The organism is Pseudoalteromonas rubra (genome assembly GCF_005887095.1).
In the GTDB taxonomy this organism is placed as follows: domain Bacteria; phylum Pseudomonadota; class Gammaproteobacteria; order Enterobacterales; family Alteromonadaceae; genus Pseudoalteromonas; species Pseudoalteromonas rubra_E.
This window is the reverse complement of record NZ_PNCI01000042.1, coordinates 95304-112922: the sequence shown is the minus strand read 5'-3', so window position 1 is coordinate 112922 and position 17619 is coordinate 95304. Positions and strand designations below refer to the sequence as shown.

The 17619-nt window shown below is 50.9% G+C and carries 12 protein-coding genes; 4 read left to right on the top strand and 8 right to left on the bottom strand.

The features are described from left to right. Nucleotides 1–7 precede the first annotated feature (7 nt). From CWB99_RS17745 to CWB99_RS17730, 4 genes are all read right to left on the bottom strand, one after another. Complete coding sequence (locus CWB99_RS17745) at nucleotides 8–2401, bottom strand: ABC transporter permease (protein ID WP_138552288.1); 2394 nt, start codon at nucleotides 2399–2401, stop codon at nucleotides 8–10. 14 nt (nucleotides 2402–2415) lie between these two features. Further along, nucleotides 2416–3132 carry an ABC transporter ATP-binding protein gene (locus CWB99_RS17740; RefSeq protein WP_171045385.1) on the bottom strand — a complete coding sequence of 239 codons (717 nt, stop codon included), beginning with the start codon at nucleotides 3130–3132 and terminating at the stop codon, nucleotides 2416–2418. Between the two features lie 55 nt (nucleotides 3133–3187). Further along, nucleotides 3188–4432 (bottom strand): efflux RND transporter periplasmic adaptor subunit, encoded by a 1245-nt coding sequence (locus CWB99_RS17735; RefSeq protein ID WP_138552287.1) that lies wholly within the window; start codon nucleotides 4430–4432, stop codon nucleotides 3188–3190. Between the two features lie 314 nt (nucleotides 4433–4746). Continuing rightward, entirely contained in the window at nucleotides 4747–6876 is a 2130-nt protein-coding gene (locus CWB99_RS17730; protein WP_138552286.1) for a calcium-binding protein, read from the bottom strand. A 595-nt stretch (nucleotides 6877–7471) separates the two neighbouring features. On the opposite strand from CWB99_RS17730, the gene CWB99_RS17725 reads away from it, so the two are divergent. The 4 genes from CWB99_RS17725 (at nucleotide 7472) to CWB99_RS17710 (ending at nucleotide 11498) form a co-directional block, all read left to right on the top strand. Beyond that, nucleotides 7472–7804 carry a helix-turn-helix transcriptional regulator gene (locus CWB99_RS17725; protein WP_249331979.1) on the top strand — a complete coding sequence of 111 codons (333 nt, stop codon included), beginning with the start codon at nucleotides 7472–7474 and terminating at the stop codon, nucleotides 7802–7804. After that, a complete protein-coding gene (locus tag CWB99_RS17720; protein WP_138552285.1) occupies nucleotides 7804–8325 on the top strand; it encodes a hypothetical protein in 522 nt (173 codons plus the stop codon). The genes CWB99_RS17725 and CWB99_RS17720 overlap by 1 nt, the downstream gene beginning before the upstream one ends. 619 nt (nucleotides 8326–8944) lie before the next feature. Next, nucleotides 8945–9280 (top strand): hypothetical protein, encoded by a 336-nt coding sequence (locus tag CWB99_RS17715; RefSeq protein ID WP_138552284.1) that lies wholly within the window; start codon nucleotides 8945–8947, stop codon nucleotides 9278–9280. Nucleotides 9281–9665: 385 nt separating this feature from the next. Continuing rightward, a complete protein-coding gene (locus CWB99_RS17710) occupies nucleotides 9666–11498 on the top strand; it encodes a PKD domain-containing protein (RefSeq protein WP_138552283.1) in 1833 nt (610 codons plus the stop codon). A gap of 123 nt (nucleotides 11499–11621) precedes the next feature. On the opposite strand, the gene CWB99_RS17705 is transcribed toward CWB99_RS17710, so the two are convergent. From CWB99_RS17705 to CWB99_RS17690, 4 genes are all read right to left on the bottom strand, one after another. Beyond that, nucleotides 11622–14480 (bottom strand): TolB family protein, encoded by a 2859-nt coding sequence (locus tag CWB99_RS17705; protein ID WP_138552282.1) that lies wholly within the window; start codon nucleotides 14478–14480, stop codon nucleotides 11622–11624. A gap of 104 nt (nucleotides 14481–14584) precedes the next feature. After that, nucleotides 14585–14824, bottom strand: coding sequence for a hypothetical protein (locus CWB99_RS17700; RefSeq protein WP_138552281.1), 240 nt, complete (start codon nucleotides 14822–14824; stop codon nucleotides 14585–14587). Nucleotides 14825–14921: 97 nt separating this feature from the next. Next, on the bottom strand, nucleotides 14922–16217 hold the full coding sequence (locus CWB99_RS17695; protein ID WP_138552280.1) for a sensor histidine kinase: 1296 nt from the start codon (nucleotides 16215–16217) through the stop codon (nucleotides 14922–14924). Continuing rightward, nucleotides 16207–17571 carry a sigma-54-dependent transcriptional regulator gene (locus CWB99_RS17690; protein ID WP_138552279.1) on the bottom strand — a complete coding sequence of 455 codons (1365 nt, stop codon included), beginning with the start codon at nucleotides 17569–17571 and terminating at the stop codon, nucleotides 16207–16209. The genes CWB99_RS17695 and CWB99_RS17690 overlap by 11 nt, the downstream gene beginning before the upstream one ends. Nucleotides 17572–17619: the final 48 nt, after the last annotated feature.

Here is a 17619-nt window from a genome sequence, read left to right as displayed (position 1 = left end):
TACTAATTCAGAGAAAACTCTTCAGTTGACTTTTAGTGTGGTAGTAATCCAAGAATAAAACCATTAAAAACATAAAAGTAACTGCAATTACAAAGCTTGCAGCCAATCCCAGCCACGCCATACCGAGAAACCAACACAATAAATAAAGTAACAAAAAAGACACAAAAGCAACTGGTAGGACCTTACAGACACGACCAAGTAGCTGCTCTGACATTAATGTGCCCGTCTTCGCACCCAGCTGCCACTTTATTTGCCATACCGGTTTATGCAGCAATGCCAGGTAGCCCAGCAAGCCATACAGACCTACCCCAACCAGCAAGATCATGAGCGCACTCAATGCACTGCCGGTGTAGGCGCTTAATCTGGCTAATTTGCTCATAGCACGAGACTGTCGGGTCATATCCACGACCTGAAACACGCTTTGTGTACTGTCTTGTACGCGCAGTAGCGCATTCAGATCAGATTTTGCCAGCTTTTGCCCTGGCACTAATCTGACCACCAGATTGGTGACAAAGAAGTTATGTGGCAAGTAAACAATATCCGGGGTGCCCAGGGTGGGAGAGTAAATATCCGCAACAATGGCCTGTAACCTTACCGGGCGCTGATTTCGAGAATACAAGGTGGTGCCAACATCTTCGAGCGTTAGCCCCAGTTTGGTTGCCAGACTCAGGGAAAGGATCACGGCCTCTGCAGGCGCATCCAGGGTAAGCTGCTGTGCACTGAACTCACTGCCCGCAAGGATATTTTGTCCGACGGTTGCAAAATAGCCCTCACCAGTCCACTGCCCAAAAGCAGTCAACTGCTGCGCAGAATCGGGGCTAGTCCCTATAGGTTCAACCCAGGACATCTCCAGCGGATGATTCGCTGCAAGGCTCACTGCTGCTATCTGAGGCTGTGTCAGCAATGCCTCAATATTGGCCTCGCTAAGCTGACGCCTGGCCCGTGCTTTTTGTTCGCTACGCTCAAAGTCCAGCTGCTGTAGCTGTAGGTGCACCAGGCCATGGTCATCAAAGCCCTGGGCGGTATTCATTTGTGCTCCATAATGACTTAACAGCCAGATACTAAAGCACAAGACCACAGTCCCTACTGTCAGCTGGCCATTAACCAGTAACTGGCTGAGCCAGCCAGGTAACTGCCTGGCCTGCCCTTTACCTGAGCCGCTGAGCTGCTGCCTCAGGCCTCGCAAATCAACAAAGAGAAAGACACTGCGGGCAAACCCCCAGGCCAGACCTAGAGCCACCAGCCACATAGCCAGATACGCTGACCACGATACGTTCAGCCAGGTAATGCTTCCCAATACGGCATGACCCCAATATTGCACCAGTGCCAACAACACCGGCGCCAATGCCGTCGCCACCAGAGCAGACAGCGCAAATAAGGCCGTTGCATGCATCAGCACCTGACGAAATAAACGAGACTGGCGGGCACCCAGGGCCAGATGCAGCGCCAGTTGTGACTGACGGCTTTTAAAGTCTAATAGATATAGAGCGAACAAATTACACAGCGTCACTACAATGACACCGATCGCAGCGCCGAGCAGCCAGCGTCCGGTTTCCTGAAGCGCCCCTTTGAGCTTAATCGTGAGCGGACGAAGCGCCAGCGTCAGCTTTGTCTCCCCAAAACCATATTGCTTTGCCAGTTCATTGACCTGAGCGCTGAGTATCTGCGCCTGCTCCTGCAAGACTGCACTGGCCTGTGGCAAGGTCCGGCCAACCAGCATCACATTATTGCGGATTGCCATGTGTGCAAAGGGCGTCATGTCAGTTGCGGTATGACTGAAAAAAGGCAAGAACACATCGCTGTGTTGTGCTGCCCGAAAGAGCTCAGGCTCCTGGCTGGTTTCAGCGAGAATACCCACCACCTGAAAACGCTGGTCATCGAATTGAAGTATCTGTCCCGCAGCTTTTTGCGTTGCTAAATACTCGCGAGCAAAACGGGCACTGACAATGGCCTGGGCGACGCTCTGAGGCTGCAGACCTTGTGTTGTCGAGGCTGAAAAGTAGTGTCCACTTTGCAGCGGCATCGTAAATAATGAAAAGTAACCGGGTTCAACCAAAGCCGCTGAAATACGGGGGTGCTCTGCATGATTAAGGTACAACATATCGGTGTAAAATACCGGGGAAGACACCTCGAATAGATCCGGCGTCTGGTGCAAGGTCCAGGCTGCTGGCGCCGACAAAGACGCGCTCAATGTGGTTTCACCCTGCTCATTAAACAGCGTCCCTTCTACCCAGGCTAGTCGCTCAGGCTCATCATAAGGTAAAGGGCCATGGGCCTGCCAGGCGACAACTCCGGCGACCAGCAAAGCCGTCATCGCACTGGACAGTAAGGTGACAAAGACCAGGGTCATTCGCCAGCGGTTATACAGTGCCCGCACCGCATCCTGAAGATCTAACAACATCTCGCCGCGCTCCCTCAGGCAGTCGCACTATGTGCTGACTCGCGCGTATGGCTGCCACCCACGATTTCACCGTCCAGCAAACGTATCTGCCTGGGCGCCATGTCGGCATATCTGGGGTCATGTGTCACCATGCAAATGGTGGTGCCCTGTTGATGCAACTGCGCAATCAGCTGCATCACCGCATCACCACTTTTTGAGTCCAGATTACCTGTGGGTTCATCGACCAACAAAATACTGGGATTGGCCACCAATGCCCGGGCAATGGCCACGCGCTGCTGCTGACCACCTGAGAGCTGATCGGGCTTATGAGCGGCACGATGAGACAGTCCGACTTTTTCCAGACAGCTGTGCACCGCATGCTGTACCGCCTCACGCGACCTTTTCTCGCTGCTATAACGCAGTGGTAATGCCACATTATCAAATACCGACAACTCATCTATCAGATTAAAAGACTGAAAAATAAACCCGATATGACGGTTTCTTAACTCGGCACTCTGATCTGCGGTCAAAGTGCTCACCTCGGTGCCCTGGATCAGGTATTGCCCGCCACTGGCTTCGTCCAGCAAGCCCATGATAGACAATAAAGTGGATTTACCACACCCAGAAGGGCCTGATATTGAAACGAACTCTCCTTCATCTACCGTCAGGCTTACCTGTCTTAGCGCATGGGTTTGCAATTCTTCGGTTTCAAACACTTTGCTGATGTGCTTCATTTCTATTATATGTGTCATATTTTCCCCGCTGACAAATCGGCACCCCATTGTGCCATATTTGACCCTTAAAACCTTAATCCAGCGCGACTTGCACGCCCTGCTGCGCCAGATTACTCAGATCGGAAATAATCAGGCGTTCACCTTTCCCGGCCCCCTGCTCAATCACCACAAAACGACCAGCCGTTGCACCAAAACGCACAGTTTTCAGCTCGGTCGAACCATCCTGCGATAACCTGTACATCTGAGCTGTTTGTTGTTCACGCACATTTGCCGGACGGCGGATATACAGCGCCTGTTCGAGCTGCGCCACAGTAATGCTTGCATCTATGCTCAGCATCGGCCGGGCTGCTTTCGGCAGCGCCTGGGGCAACACCACTTCTACCTTGACACTGTTATCAACCACCACAGGATCGATACGACCTACCGTGCCATTCACATGCTGGTCGCGGATCCGCACCGTCACAGCCTGACCTGGTGCGACTTTTTGTACCTGGGATTGCGGCACCTGCAGCTCGGCGAGTAAATGCGTCTGACTGCCGATCAACGCGGTTTCGTCGCCCACACTCAATCGCTGACCCACAGCCAGCGGCATCCGCTCCAAAATACCCGCTACGGGCGCCGTGATCGTCAGGGCAGCTAACCTAGCACGGCTGCGCGCCAGCTCCTGGCGCCGGATAACAATGCGCTGCGATGCCAGCTGCTGCGCACTGGCATGAAGCTTTTTTAGCTGCTCCAGACGCTGTTGTGCGCTTCGCATTTGACGGGCCAGATTAGCAACACGAGACTGAGTCTGGGCAAACGCCAGTTGTGAGATGATCCCTTTTTCAGCCAGTCCCTGCTCGGCCTGCTGCCTTAGCTGGGCAGTTGCCAGATCCCCGGTTAGTTTATCCAGTAATGTCTGTTCACTGAGAAATTCCCGCTGCTGATTGAGTGTCAGCTGTTGCAGCGCCATATCACTGTCCTGCAAAGCCTGTTGTGCCTGCGCCACCGCCAGTGACAGGTCCGGGTTATCAAGCGTTGCAATAATCTCCCCGACAGATACCGAGGCCCCCGCTTTGAGGTGGATCTGTTTCACCACGGCATCGCTGTCGGCTGTGATCAAGTGTTGCTCTGCACTGCGCAGTACACCAAAGCTGTCGACACCAATCGCCAGCGGTCCATATTCCACTGTCGCTATCAGCACCTCGTGACGCCCCAGTCGAGTGCTCTGATCGCTGGGACCGACCAGCCACACACTCGCCGCAAAAATAACGGGCACCAGAGCCCACATCCAGCGACGCCAGCGGCGGGTGGGTTTAGGCGGTTTAATTAGATCCATGTTTGCTCCGGGTATCTTGATTCTATCCCCCTGGAGCCAATTTCATGCCAGAAATTTATCCATTAAATATCAGCATCTTACTATTTATAAGATACGTGTTTGGGCAGAACCGGACAATTTTTCCGGAATTGAAACGCACACCGGCCAGATGTAGCACAATGAACTGAAACAAGTTGGGCGGGGCGGAAAAGTAAATAGGGAAGTCACGCTGACTTCCCTAGGTCTCGGGCTTAGATGGCCTTGTCACGGGCCATAAATGATGAGAATCGCTGCCTGACGCCTACCCTCATCGGGCAAGCGTTGCAGCGATGGATTTACTGTAAGTCGTACACACTCTTACTACGATTTTTCAGCCAGGCCTCAAAGGTGTCCTCGTCAACCAGATCCGCGATACGGCCTTTAAATTCACTGTAGCCTTTCTCATTGTAAAACTGCTTAAGTCTGAGTACTTCTTCGTGACGTGACGACATACCAGTGCCGGCTTTACGCACCGCACGGTCAAAGTAGCCTGATCTATGCTTGGCACTGCTCACATAACCACTGACGTCGCGTTTACTCCACTCGTTATAGATCACATCGTTACCGCTGCCACCAGTACCAGAGGGAAACTCATCACCCCGTACGAAGAGAATATCGCCGCCACCGCCGCCATACAGACCAATATCTGAGAAAGTAGAAATTGCTGCTAAGAAGTCTTTGCTGCCACCGCCGCTGAGTTCACAATGGCCGCGTTCACACACCAAAATGTCCTGACCACTGCCGCCCCAGGATTTAGCCCGGTTGCCCCATGAGCCACCACCGGAATCAACAATGATGTCGGCGCCTGAATTACCAGACAGACGGTCTTTGTTACCATCATTACCAAAGATGATATCTTCCCCATCACCACCTGAGATGTCATCGCCATCCCGGTTTCCAAACAGCACATCGTCGCCGTTTTCACCTTTAATGTCGTCTGCACCATCATTATTGTAACCGCTGATGCGTACGCGATGTACCACACCATCGTGATCAGTCTCAATCTCAGAGCCACCGGCAACCCAGTCGTTACCGTCGCCTGCGCGGATCTTGTCTTTACCGTCGCCACCAAAGATCAGGTCATTACCACGACCAGTCTGGATAGTGTCATTACCATTGAGGCCATACACTGTCATATCGCGACCAACGCCGCTCGCCGACAGGGTATCGTTGCCATTTGACAACTGCACCTCAACTTCTTCTACGGCGTTGCTGAAGGCACAGTGCTGATAGCCTGCCGAGTAAGCAAACACATACTCGTCGTGCTCTTCGACAAACAGGGTCAGATTGCTGTCCAGCGCGCGTAGTTTCCACACTCCATTATTCAGCTCACTGTCGAAACTGCCGGTCTGCATATGACAACGCGCGTATGCGGCCGTCAGGCTGTCTGGTACATTACCCGCCGGCGTACAGGAATATTGCTCGATGCCACTGATATTACTCTGGATACTGCCGCTCGACCCTTCCGTCAGACAGTCCATGCCCGTACCACCATCCACTTTTTCATAGTCGCCATAAGTGTAAATGGTGTCGTCGCCTTTACCGGCATAGACATAGTCCACTTTATTACCGGTTAAGATGGTGTCATTACCATCACCGCCGTAAACCAGCTGGTGCCAGTTCAGCGCTGTACCGTCATATTCTTCACCGCTATCGGCCAGGTTCACCTGGAAGCCGTTATGATTGCTCACATCGAAAGTTTCACAGCTGCCAGCGTAATACACAGTGACCAGCGCATCATCGCCTTCGGCGGTCAGCTTCTCACCACTTACATTCGGTGATACCGACAGGTAATTCATATATGGGTTTAAGGAGTTATCATCGGCAACAGCTATTTTTGAACGATCCAGGCCTTCACAACTGGCCGGTGCATAGTTGGCACAGCTGGTTGATTCAACATTTTCGAATCGGCTCTGGATCGTGCCTTCATCCCCTTCTTCAACACAGTCTGCGCCGGCGCCGCCATCCACGCGCTCATAGTCTCTAAACGTATGGATCTGGTCATTACCGCCGTTTCCATACACGTAATCGACTTTATTGCCGGTGAGAATAGTGTCGTTCCCTTCACCACCATAAACCTGTTGATGAAAATCCAGGTTCGCACCATTGTAATATTCACCACTGTCCGGCAGGTTCACGTGTAGCCCGTTATAGCTAGTGCCGTTGAGCACTTCACAGCGGCCACCGTACGAGACCACAATAGAATTCTGAGTTCCCCTCACGGTCAGCGCGGTGTCAGCCAGCTTAGGGCTCAATGCCAGATAAATCATATATTGATTTTCAACATGCTCGCCGATGTCTATCTGGGTCCGATCCAGGCCATTACAGTAAGCGCCAGGTGCAGCCAGCCGCGTGGCAAGCGCGTTGTTGGGCAGCAAGGTCAGCGACAGCGCCGCTGCCAGGAGTGCCTTTTGATAAACCACCATGTTAGTCTCCATGAGTTAGGTAAAGATTTGCGCAAAGAAATCTTGATCATGGAATTTATAAGCCACAATTGTGCAATGACTATGGACTCAGACTGGGTAAAAAGGATGAGTTTTACTGTCTGCAAAACTGGTAAGAGCACAGATCAGGCTGGTGTATTGGCTTGATAAAACAGTCTGAATAAGGAAAACAAGCGGGCGAAAAGTGAAAAAGCAAACCAAAAAATGTGACGTTTAATTCACACCGAGCCCCGACACACGGGGAGTTGAAAAAGCTTCATCGTACGATAATGCACAATAAAAATCCAAATCTGTTTACATAATAATATCTATGCACTATGAATGCATTCATAAAGTTTCAACAGTTTCCCAGCTCATCTGGTCAAGGCAAGTATTCGAAAAAGCCTTTATAATTAATAGTTTTTACCTAAACACATACCGCTTATACACACTTTTGTTCCGTCACGATAAAAATTTTTGGGTACAAATCAACCCTTTAACACTTTACATTTTTTAAACAGCTGTTAAATTACACTAGGTATAATAAAAAGAAACAAAATGTAACTTCACTGTTTTAATATTCATATACGGATGTACAATGAATACACGTCAACGATTGAACTGGCTAAACAGCGCCCGACGGGACATTCAGGCGTCACTGCGTAGTCTGCGAATACAACAAAAAATGTCGCAAGCCGAGCTGGCTAAAAAAATGTCCGTCCCGGTCGACCAATCCACTATCTCAAACTGGGAAAGTGGTAAAACCATTATGGACCTGGAACAGCTGCTGGATATTCTGATGATCTTCGGCAAAGACTGGAAAAGCTTTTTTGGTTTACTTGCCGATAACGCCGAAAAAAGAACAACAAAAAAACCATTACAGACAAAACCACCTATGGAACCAAACGCAGAAGACAAGGGAGAAGACTAATGCATATTGTTGAGGTATTGCTCTCTTCCGTAACACTGATTGGACTAATCATGACATGGCAGCACTATAACGCCAGGTGGCTGTTTTTAATTCTTATTTTAGTGCAGTCAATTGAAGCTACAGTAAAGCCAATTGCCATTCAGTGGACTCAGCATTATTACTTATGGCTGTTATTCGCTAACATTTTGTACTTGTTACTTCTTTTGACTCGCAGCGTACTTGCTCGCAGACTACACAAGGCTTCAGGCTTAAATTTCTTTAAGCTTGCAGGAGAAAACTATTCATTGACTGTACCTGAATGTGCATATTATGTGTTAGCTCTTGTATCTATGATACTTTGCGGTGCACAGTGGATTGAAATTCAACTCTATTATTATAAGATTCTTGAATATCCATTCATTTATCACCATGTTTGGGTACCCGTTATGTATGCACTTCATGTATTGCAATCTCTATCACTTATTACATACATTTTTGTGATTAAAAGAACGCAAGGAACTTTACAATATGAAAATAATTAAACGTGTTTTATTGACTCAGGTTGCAGGTGGAGTCAGTGGAGATCCCGATAGATCAACCTTACCTAGAATGGTACCGTTCGATCCCCCTTTTGAGAAAAAGAAAAAAGTACCCTATACAGGTTAAACATTCGAGCTTATTAATTTATTCATTAAAAATGAAGAGTACTGTCGTTGGCAGAAACAACGCTCTGAAATTGCCCAGCTAGCCTCTGCTAAAGTTAATAGAACAACACAGGCGCATTGCGATTTAAATGAGCAGTAAATCAGGAGATGTCAGAAATAAATAAAAATAACTAAGTGCACTTTTAGTTGTTTTAAATTATGAATTGATTCATAGAATATGATATTTCACAGCTCAGTGTTGCCGTTGAGTAGATCCCGTATCAAGTACGGGATGACGACTCGGTGTTGTCATCGCGCTATGCTCGTATCAAATGTGGATGACGGTTCGGTGCTGCCGTTGGGCCGTGTTCGTATCAAATGCAGATAACGGCTCGATGCTGCCGTTGGGCTGTGCTTGTATCAAATGCGGATAACGACTCGATGCTGCCGTTGGGCTAAGTTCGTCTTAAATACGGGATATTATCTCGGTGCTGGCGTCGGGCTATGCTCGTCTCAAATGCGGATAACAGCTCTGTGCTGGCGTTGGGCTAAGCTCGCCTCAAATGCGGATAACGGCTCAATGTTGTCGCCGGACTGTGCTCGTATCAAATACGGCATGTCGGCCTGGCATGCTTGCTATATAAACTTCCGTGCCGGACGGTGCGGGAAACTAGGCGGAACGAATTCGAAAGCGCTCCCCGCCGTTATCGTAAACGTATCCAACGCCTCTGACAGCCACACCACAACGCTCAGCATTAGTGCGCTTTTTCTCACTTATCTACCCGACAGCCAGGCTGGTGCCAGACGTGCAACCCTGGCTGCTTCTGCCCTCTTAGTTATTACCTCAGCATGACACCCTATTGGTCATCCACTGACGCACATGTAAATTAACCGTTAAACTTTATGCTTTGCACCTATGGGGCTCAACGGACTGATGTGCCTGAACGTTCAAAGCAGTAAAACAGCCAGCATACTGTGGGAATTAACGGAAAATCGTCCCTTTTTTAGCTAAAAAAGGGATAAATACGGAAAATGCGGCCGCCTGGAATAAAAATTTTCGCCCCCGATTGTACGAAATAACAGTGTTTAACAGCGCAGTGGAAACTCACTTGATTAAATTTTTATTATCACTTTCTTTACAAAAATAATATTTATGATTACCTTTGTACCTGTGCGAAATTTATTCAATAACTTTTTATTCTAAAAAATCATTCAACAACAAGTGAAAAGGAACAGCAATGAAACTAACCTATCTTGTATCTGCGCTAGGCTTACTCTCAACCGCAGCACTGGCACAAAACACCGCGCCACTCACAGAAGCACAAATGCTGCAATACACCAGTAAGGCTAACAAAACCATCATTGGTGCACGTGCCGACGCAAACCTGTCTCTCTCTCAGGAATTTGCGACAATGAGCAGCACGGGCAGTGCCGTGATCACCCGCACCATTACGCACCCAGATGCCAGCTACATCAAACTACACTTTAAAAATGTGAACCTGGCAAATGGTGGCAAGCTGGTTGTACGTTCAAAGGACGGCAGCGAGCGTTACGAATATACCGAAGCGAATATGCGTGCCGCGACGGTCAATGCCAAACTGGGCGATGACGGCGTTAGCAGCTTCTCTGCAATGTCAATTTCTGCAGATACCGCAGTCGTTGAATACACACCGGGTACAGCGTCAAACTCAACCCTGATGTCTGCACAAACCATTGCACCAGCTGTGATTGATTTTTATGACCACGGCATTGAAAACACACCTATGCTGGAAACCATGAACGCATCAACAGATGTGGGCATTGAGTCAACTTGTGGTGTGAATGAGCGCCGCGATGTACAGTGCTGGGCAGGATCAAACCCAACTGAGTTTGAGCGTTCACGCCCGGTTGCCCGCCTGCTAATGAATGGTAGCGGCCTGTGTACTGGCTGGCGTGTTGGCCCGGACAACCGCATGTTCACCAACGAGCACTGTGTGGGTTCTGCCTCTGAGCTGGCCAACACTGAGGTGTGGTTTAACTACCAGCACACCAGCTGTAATGGCTCAAACCTGGAGACAGTGGTCAAAGTAACCGGTAAAGACTTCCTGTCTTCTGACTACACGCTGGACTACACCCTGTTCACCATCAATGAATTCAACAAAGCACAGCCATTTGGCTACTTTGGCCTGGACGTACGTGATGCAACGCAAGGCGAGCGCATCTACATTCCTCAGCACGGCGCAGGTAACCCGAAAGAGCTGGCTATTGAATCAGATCAGAACAGCAATGGCCTGTGTCAGGCAGATGTTGTTACAGCAAATGGTCGTGGCACAGGGACCGACATGGGCTACTACTGTGACACCATAGGCGGTTCTTCAGGTTCACCGGTTCTGGCAGCTGCCAGCAACAAAGTCATTGCCTTGCACCACTTTGGTGGTTGTACTAATCAGGGCGTTAAGATCAGCAAGATCTGGCCTGAAGTATCAAGCCACTTTAACGGCATCCCGGATGGCGACAATAACAGCGATCCAATGCCTACCGCTGACTTCACGTCCAGCTGTACAGAACTGGCTTGTACCTTTGACGGCAGCGCCTCAAGTTCACCAAATGGCTCAATTTCTCAGTACGAGTGGAGCTATGGTGACAACGGCACTGGTTTTGGTGCGACAGCCAGCCACACCTATGCGGCTGCTGGTAACTACAGCGTTTCACTGACTGTGACCGATAACTCGGGTGCAACTGCAACCGTGACTAAGCAAGTGCCTGTATACGGCCCGGGTGGTGAAGATCAGCTGCAAAAAGGCGTTGCCAGAACAGACCTGTCTGCTGCTCGTGGTGAAATGACTTACTTCTACTTCGACGTACCAGCGGGTGCAACCAACATCACCTTCGATATCTCAGGTGGCAGCGGTGATGCGGATCTGTATGTACGTAAAGGTGAGCAACCAACCACCTCGACCTATGACTGTCGTCCTTACCGTTGGGGTAACACTGAAAACTGTACCCGTAATGACGGTGCAGGCCGCTACTGGGTTGGCATTCGTGCTTACAACGCCTACTCAGGTCTGAGTTTGGTTGCGGATTACCAGTAATCCCACTTCCTATGTTTCTCCCTAAAAAGGCAGCGTGAGCTGCCTTTTTGTTTATCCGGGATCTCCGCCTCTACGCCCAGTTAAATTAGCATCACCTCGTACGTTGGCCCGTAAAGTACCGGCTTATAGTGCATACCACAGCCCCAGCCAGGCACGCAGGTCATCCTCTGCCAGATCACTCTCAACCCGGGCAACACCCAAATCAAAACGCAGATCGGTAACACCAGCCGGTGCGAACCAGTTTGCCCATCCCAGTGCCTGCTGGCTCAGATCAATTTGCCACTTTAACCCATAACTGGTCGCGCTGCGCTGACCATCAAAACGGTGTTGCTTCATAAAAAATCTGGGCTGATTCAGCGCCCAGCTCGTCGCCAGCTCATAGCCGTAATAATGTCGGCCAGAGGCAAACTGGAACGGCAACTCCGGGCTAAGTACCAGATCGCTGCGTGTGCGCCCGCTGAGAATATTGTTATCGAATCCGCCCAGACGCAGCAACTGTGACTCACGGTACTGAGATTGTACGCCAGCAAACCAGGGCCAGTTCCAGACCTTACCAAACCCTTGCCAGTCATAGCCATGGCCCCTGGCATCGCCACTGAGTATGCCGGCTTTGACCCGATAACCAAGCGCAAAATCCTGCCGGTAGCTGTGCCACCCTTGTTCCAGTCCGCTCCATTGCGTGGTTATGGCATCCCGGCCCTGATCATCGAAATGAATAAGGGACACAAACGGCGACACCGACCAGGTGCCTGAGCGCCATTCATAGGCCAAACGGCCACTCACCGCACTACCTGTTAGTTTTGCCTGCTCGGCCTGTGCACGCTGTCGGCGACTGTCAAAGCGATAGTCGCTCAGGTGCGCATCAAAGCGCCAGTCGCCAGCGCGATAACGCAGCGCAGCAAAGCTGCCGTCCAGCACATTGTCGCCGCTTTGAGCCAGCCCCAACTGCCATGATAAATGCTGGAGCAGATCGCTGCCTTTGACCCCGACACTCAGTAACTCGCTGACCGCACTGCTGCCCTGCAGCGATAATGCCGCGGAGGCATCTTGCGCCAGCCACTGGTACTCGCTCTGCGTGATGTCCGCCCCCTCGCCCACATAAATTTGTGCATCAGGTAGTACAAAGGTATCGGTTTTACCAAGAGGTACAGCCGCACTGCTGCTAAGTTTAGCCACACGCTGCTCACCGATCTGAGCATCCAGTTCATGCAATCGGGTACCTGAAGGTGTGGTATGCAAGTACAGCAGCGGTGCATTTTCACGCGGCAGTAGCTGCTCAAAAACGGCCTGCCCGTTTGCGACCTGATATAAAGCATTGTGCTGCAAGTCGTAACGATATACGCCCACCTCACCGTGCAGACCCGCGATAAAATAAAGCCCCTGACCTTGATGCTGCCAGGCTGGCGCCGTCAGATACTGATAACCCTCAGGCATAGGTACAGTGCGCACTTCTGCGCTTTGCAAATCTTGTATATACAACTGCCAATTGCCATTCAGCGTGGTTTTAAGGTACGCCAGCTGACGTTTATCGGGTGCCAGCTGCGGGTAGTCATACACAGTACCCAGATCGCGGGAAAACAGCGGTTTGACCGAATTGCTGCTGATCTCCACCCGTACCAGTTCAGAGAACCCACTGCGCACTTGCTCGGCATACAGGGTGTCTGCATCCAGCAGTGTAAAACGCCTTATCCCAAGTGACTGGGTTAACCGGGTAACCGCGCCACTTGGTATATGCCAGCGATACAGATCGTTAACCCGGTTGTCCCGGACTTCATCGACCCGGGCACGCGCCACAAAGTATAAGGTGTCTTTATCAGCCCATTGCGGATAAAGAATGCCAGAAAAATCGCTGGCTGCCAGCTGTGCGACAAGCTCACGTTCAAAGACCTCAGGCGGTTTATCGGCAATGTCTGCCGGATCAGCCGCCAGTATCGCCTGCTGGGCTTTCTCAAAGGCCTTTTTTGCTTCTTCATTGTCTTCGGTTTTGTAGACTCTGAGCCAGGTCTCTCCCTCCCGATCGCGTTCGGTCATGGCAATTTGCAGTCCATCTGGCGACAGCACTGCATCGCTCGCCGCAAAATCAGGCTCAAACCACAACGGGCTGTTTAACAGGGCCAGATCGCGTTCCTGCGTCATCGCCTGGTATGTAAATTCGGCAATAAAGCGCCGATACAGCTGACCTGCACTTTGTCCGAAAACCCCTTTAAACGCCGTTTCAAAATTACGTTTTTGAACCCCGTGTACGCGGGTCCAGACCGCATCCAGCGTTTCTTTGCCATGGTTGTCTTCAAGCCAGGCCAGAAACCGCACACCCAGTAAATAAGCCATAGCACCGGAACGATAGCTGCCGTCGCCATTGCTCAGTGCGCCATACGACAGCAATGCGCCCTGGCGGGCAAAAGCGCGCAGCAGTGCTTCGCTGTAGTTGTCATAGAGCCGCCCCCGGCCGGTCAGGCGTGACTCCAGCAACGTGGCATACCCCTCAGCGACCCAGCGCGGCAACACCGCACTGGACAGATCATAGATATCAAACCAGTCACGCAGATGCTGTCGCCACCGGCTGCGACTGGGCTGAGATAAGTGCACCAGATGAATGTATTCATGGAGGATAAGCAACTGCTGCCAGCCCGGGCTGTTTGCAATCACCGAGTCTGATTGAGGCGGTGTGGTAAATAACGCCATCAAAGGCGTGTCTGTACTCGGCAGTGCAAAGCCATTGGCACCATTGATGGGATCAAACACCACGACATCGGCTATGCTGTCCAGTGCCCGGCCTTGTTGCTGCAAAACCAGCGTTCTGACCAGCTCTAACTCGACAGCCGCTGAGCGCGCCCAATCCTGTTGTGCAGGTGTATAATGCACCCTGAAATGTTCAGTATGCAGGGTCTGCCAGTCCCCGGCACGTACCAGTGTGGTATAAAAAAGCAGTAACAACGCGACGCACAGTAACGCAGCGGGTGAGTTCATCAATCGCACAGCCATTCTCATCCTCGATGAAGTGATCCGAATCAGGACCTAGTATGGCAAATAATGTGCTTGAAAATCAGCGGGTATTTATCTTTTGAAACACTTTTAAACAACAAGGTTCAGGTGTCGTGATTGGGGTCCAGCGAACTCACCAAATGCAAAATACCTCCGGCCACAATGAACACCGCCAGTGCTGAAGCCAGGCTCAGACCTGCATAGACTTTTGCCAGTGCCAGTACACCTGCGCTACCCCAGGCCAGCACTATCCTGAGCCGGGCCGTCATCAGGCTTGCCAGTTTGAGTTGGCTGACGCACGCAGCCGCAATGATAAATACGATTAAGGGGATTAAAACCAACATAGTCCACTCCCGGGTCACTGTATGCCGACTAAGTTATACGGCCCCAGTGCCATTAGAGATCACGGTAATGAAGATTATACGCAAATGATAACTATTATCAACTAGGAAGGGTAACCTTAATCACCGCGCCCATTCGCTCCCCAGATTCAGCATTGCTCACTTCAAGCTGGCCGTCATGACTCTCGACCACATGCTGACTCAGTGTCAGCCCAATCCCCTGCCCGTCTGGCTTGGTAGAATAAAAGGGTGTTAGCACATTGTCGAGGTTGGCAAACCCGCCACCTTCGTCGGCAACTTCAATCACCACCGCGGGACTAAGGTAATAGCTACGCAGCTCTACTCGCTGACCGGGCGGATCCGCAGCCTGATTGGCCTCAATGGCATTCTTAACCAGGTTGATCAGTACCTGCTCAAGCAACTCGGGATCGCAATGGCATTGAGGAGCCTGACAATGCAATTCAATGTGTTGTGCCGGATGCTGTGATGCAAACAAATCCCGGACAGAGTCGAACAGCGCAAGCACCTGTGTAGCTTGGATCTGAGGTTCAATGGCCTTGCTGAGCTGACCATAACGCGCCACAAACTGCTGCAAATGCTGACAGCGCTGCTCTATCACCCCCAAAGCCTGACGTTCCCTGCTACTGGCCGCACGTTCGGCCAGACTCTGAGCCAGGGAGCTAACCGGCGTGAGTGAATTACGTATTTCATGGCTGATCACCCGGATCAGTTGTTGCCAGGCAGCCAGTTCTTTTTGCCGCAACGCTTTGGTGATATCCAGTGCCACTAATAAACTGTGTCGCTGACCCTGTTCAAAAAAATAGCTGCTGTGAAGCTGCCAGCGTGCTGACTGTGTATTGCTGAAAAACCGCCAGCCATGCTGCGCCTCTTCCAGCCCCAGTGAGGTTGCCGTGGCACCTTTGTAATGCTGCCAAGGTTGTCTATACAAGCTTTCAAACGCCTGATTTGCATAACTTAAACGTGTATCTTCGGTAAAGACCAAGATGGGTGTATTGAGTTTATCTATCAGCTGATAGATAACAAAAATTTGCGAGTTGTAACGCGACTTCTGACGATGAAGCTGCTCGCCCAGCGCTATCAGCTGCTGCTCAAAAGCTGCCACCTGACCCGAGGAAAAATGTGGCCGGATCTGCTGACTAAAATCGGCCTGCAGCATGGCTTCGAGCTGCCAGTGAGCACGGGAAAAAATGCTATGTAGCTGGGCCAGCCGCTGCGTTTGCAATCGCCACAGTACCCAGCTGACGGCGCCACAGATCAGCCCTATCTGCCACCAGGGCAGAGCGAGTTGCCACAATACCCCCACCAGCAAAGCAACCACCAGACCAGCCAGCAGGGTAAAGTGGCAGCGTACCGTCCACTCAAAGTTAGTCTTCACTTCGCAGCCCGTATTTATCCAGCCGACGATACAATGAAGATTTAGTCAGCCCCAGCGCTTTAGCTGCCTCACTGACCTGGCCCTGGTGTAAAGCTAACGTCTGTTCAATCAGGTTTTTCTCCACTTCAGCGAGCGTCGTTCCCGCTGGCTGTGGTTGAGTGCCCGGTTGTTGCTCCGGTGCAGGGGCTGCCAGGCGTAATTGACAATCGGAAGCGGTGATCTGTGCTCCTTCGCTCAGTAATAGTGCTCGCTCCATCACATGACTGAGCTCACGAATATTGCCAGGCCAGCGGTATGCCAGTAAAGCAGCTTGCGCTTCACTATCCAACGATTTAGCGGCCAGCTGATAACGTGCAGCATGGCGCGCCAGCAAGTGATTTGCCAGCGGCACAATGTCATCCAGTCGTGCACGCAGTGGGGGCAGTTCAAACGTAAAGGTATTGATGCGATAAAACAGATCGCTGCGAAAGCGGCCTGCCGTCACATCCTGCTCTAAATCACTGTTGGTGGCACAGATAAGACGGATATCAGCATGCTCAGTTCGGCTGCTGCCAACCCGCTCATACTCACCGCTTTCCAGCACCCGTAGCAGTTTTGCTTGTTGCGCCAAAGGTATGGTGGCCACTTCATCGAGAAACAGGGTGCCCCCGCCTGCCAGCTCGAAGCGCCCGCTACGCTGAGACTTAGCATCGGTAAATGCGCCTTTGGTATGACCAAACATTTCACTTTCAAACAGGCTGTCAGGAATAGCGCCCATATTGACGCTGACAAGGGGGCCTGTGCGCCGTGGCGACTGTCTGTGCAATGCTTCAACCAAATGACTTTTACCACAGCCACTTTCGCCACACAGCAGTACGCTGGCATCGGTACTGGCAATACGCGACAGTTTGTTCAGCAAGGTTTTCATGGCTGTGGAACGCCAGGTATAGCAAGGGATGTCAGTTTCTGTGCTCTGTACAATGCCCTGCTTTACCTGCAGCAGGTTGAGCTTACTTTGCTTACGAATGGCATCCAGTAGTTGCGCATTTTGCCAGGGCTTTTCAATAAAGTCTGCCGCTCCCAGACGCATCGCCTCAACGGCCAGTGGCACACTGCCCCAGCCAGTCAGACAGATCACCGCAGGAGCACTGGACTGAGACTGCAACCAGCGCAAAAAGGTGAGGCCCTCGTTACCTGAGGTTGTATCCCGGGTAAAATTCATATCCAGTAAGATCTGGTCAATGGATTTACAACTCAAAAATTGTTTTGCGACCTCAGGGTGCTCCGCTTCATACACTTCAAAACCATGATCTTCGAGCAAAAATGCGGCGCTTAATCGCACCTCTGGATTATCATCTACAACGAGTACTGCCATTTTGTTCCCTGTTCGTTTATCACTGCACTCAGAATACGGGAATTTAAT

Coding starts and splice junctions, on each gene's coding strand:
- CWB99_RS17745 (WP_138552288.1), bottom strand. CDS start 2,401: ATGTTGTTAGATCTTCAGGATGCGGTGCGGGCACTGTATAACCGCTGG.
- CWB99_RS17740 (WP_171045385.1), bottom strand. CDS start 3,132: ATGACACATATAATAGAAATGAAGCACATCAGCAAAGTGTTTGAAACC.
- CWB99_RS17735 (WP_138552287.1), bottom strand. CDS start 4,432: ATGGATCTAATTAAACCGCCTAAACCCACCCGCCGCTGGCGTCGCTGG.
- CWB99_RS17730 (WP_138552286.1), bottom strand. CDS start 6,876: ATGGTGGTTTATCAAAAGGCACTCCTGGCAGCGGCGCTGTCGCTGACC.
- CWB99_RS17725 (WP_249331979.1), top strand. CDS start 7,472: ATGAATACACGTCAACGATTGAACTGGCTAAACAGCGCCCGACGGGAC.
- CWB99_RS17720 (WP_138552285.1), top strand. CDS start 7,804: ATGCATATTGTTGAGGTATTGCTCTCTTCCGTAACACTGATTGGACTA.
- CWB99_RS17715 (WP_138552284.1), top strand. CDS start 8,945: ATGCGGATAACAGCTCTGTGCTGGCGTTGGGCTAAGCTCGCCTCAAAT.
- CWB99_RS17710 (WP_138552283.1), top strand. CDS start 9,666: ATGAAACTAACCTATCTTGTATCTGCGCTAGGCTTACTCTCAACCGCA.
- CWB99_RS17705 (WP_138552282.1), bottom strand. CDS start 14,480: ATGGCTGTGCGATTGATGAACTCACCCGCTGCGTTACTGTGCGTCGCG.
- CWB99_RS17700 (WP_138552281.1), bottom strand. CDS start 14,824: ATGTTGGTTTTAATCCCCTTAATCGTATTTATCATTGCGGCTGCGTGC.
- CWB99_RS17690 (WP_138552279.1), bottom strand. CDS start 17,571: ATGGCAGTACTCGTTGTAGATGATAATCCAGAGGTGCGATTAAGCGCC.